This window comes from Streptomyces albireticuli, from assembly GCF_021228125.1.
GTDB lineage: Bacteria > Actinomycetota > Actinomycetes > Streptomycetales > Streptomycetaceae > Streptomyces > Streptomyces albireticuli.
Genome location: NZ_JAJQQS010000090.1, coordinates 1 through 895, shown reverse-complemented (window position 1 = coordinate 895; position 895 = coordinate 1). Strand labels below are relative to the sequence as shown.

Here is an 895-nt window from a genome sequence, read left to right as displayed (position 1 = left end):
CTAAAGATCTTCTCGTAACTCCGTAATTGTGCTGCGGCGATGCGGGTGTTGCAGCGTTCTGCTCAATTCATCCAGCGAGGGCGAGGTTGTGCATGTGGGCGACGCCGCTGGTGGCCCAGTGGACGCCGTCGCTCTTGAGCCGGCAGTCGCGGAGGATCTTCCAGTTCTTCATGCGGGCGAAGACGTGCTCGACGCGGGCCCGCACGCGGCGGTGGGAGGCGTTGTGTTCCTCCTTCCACTGCGGCAGCCGTTCCTGTCCGGCCTGGCGGCGGTGTGGGATGAGCAGTCCGGTGTCCTGGTAGCCGCCGTCGGCGATGACGATTGCGTCCTCGCAGGCCGTCTTGATGCCGGAGTCGGCGAAGGCCGTGCAGTCGTTGTGGTTGCCGGGCAGGGGCCGGCCGACGGCGAGCATGAGCTTGGTTTCGGCCTTGATGAGGACCTGCATGTTCGCCGAGTACCGGTGGTTTTTCGAGGAGGCGGCGACCGACAGGTCCCTGGTGGGTACCAGCGTTCCGTCTACGGCGAGCATGTCATTGCTGCCCGGCCTGCGCTTGGCGGGCGCGAGGGTCACCAGCGGTCCGTGCCGCTTGATGATCCGGCCGACCGCCGCTGTGGAGATCCCGAACAGCGGGGCCAGCTGTGGCATGGACAGGTTCGTGCGGCAGTACATCGCCACCAGCAGCACCCGGTCCTCCAGGGACAGCGACCACGGGTGGCCTGGCCGGCCGGGGTCCAGGGCCTGCCCACCAGCCCGGTGGACGGCCCTGACCAGCCGCTGGAACTGCCGCGGGCGCAGCCCGGTGAACACTTCGACGAACTCACGACGCTGAGCGGACACCACCTGCACGACCAGACCAACGCAGGCCGACCAACAGGGTTACGAGAAGATCTTTAG

At 66.8% G+C, this 895-nt stretch carries 1 protein-coding gene; it reads right to left on the bottom strand.

Going from position 1 to position 895, the window contains the following annotated elements:
- Positions 1-67 precede the first annotated feature (67 nt).
- On the bottom strand, positions 68-847 hold the full coding sequence (locus LUZ64_RS36725; protein WP_232390654.1) for a transposase: 780 nt from the start codon (positions 845-847) through the stop codon (positions 68-70).
- Between the last annotated feature and the right edge of the window lie 48 nt (positions 848-895).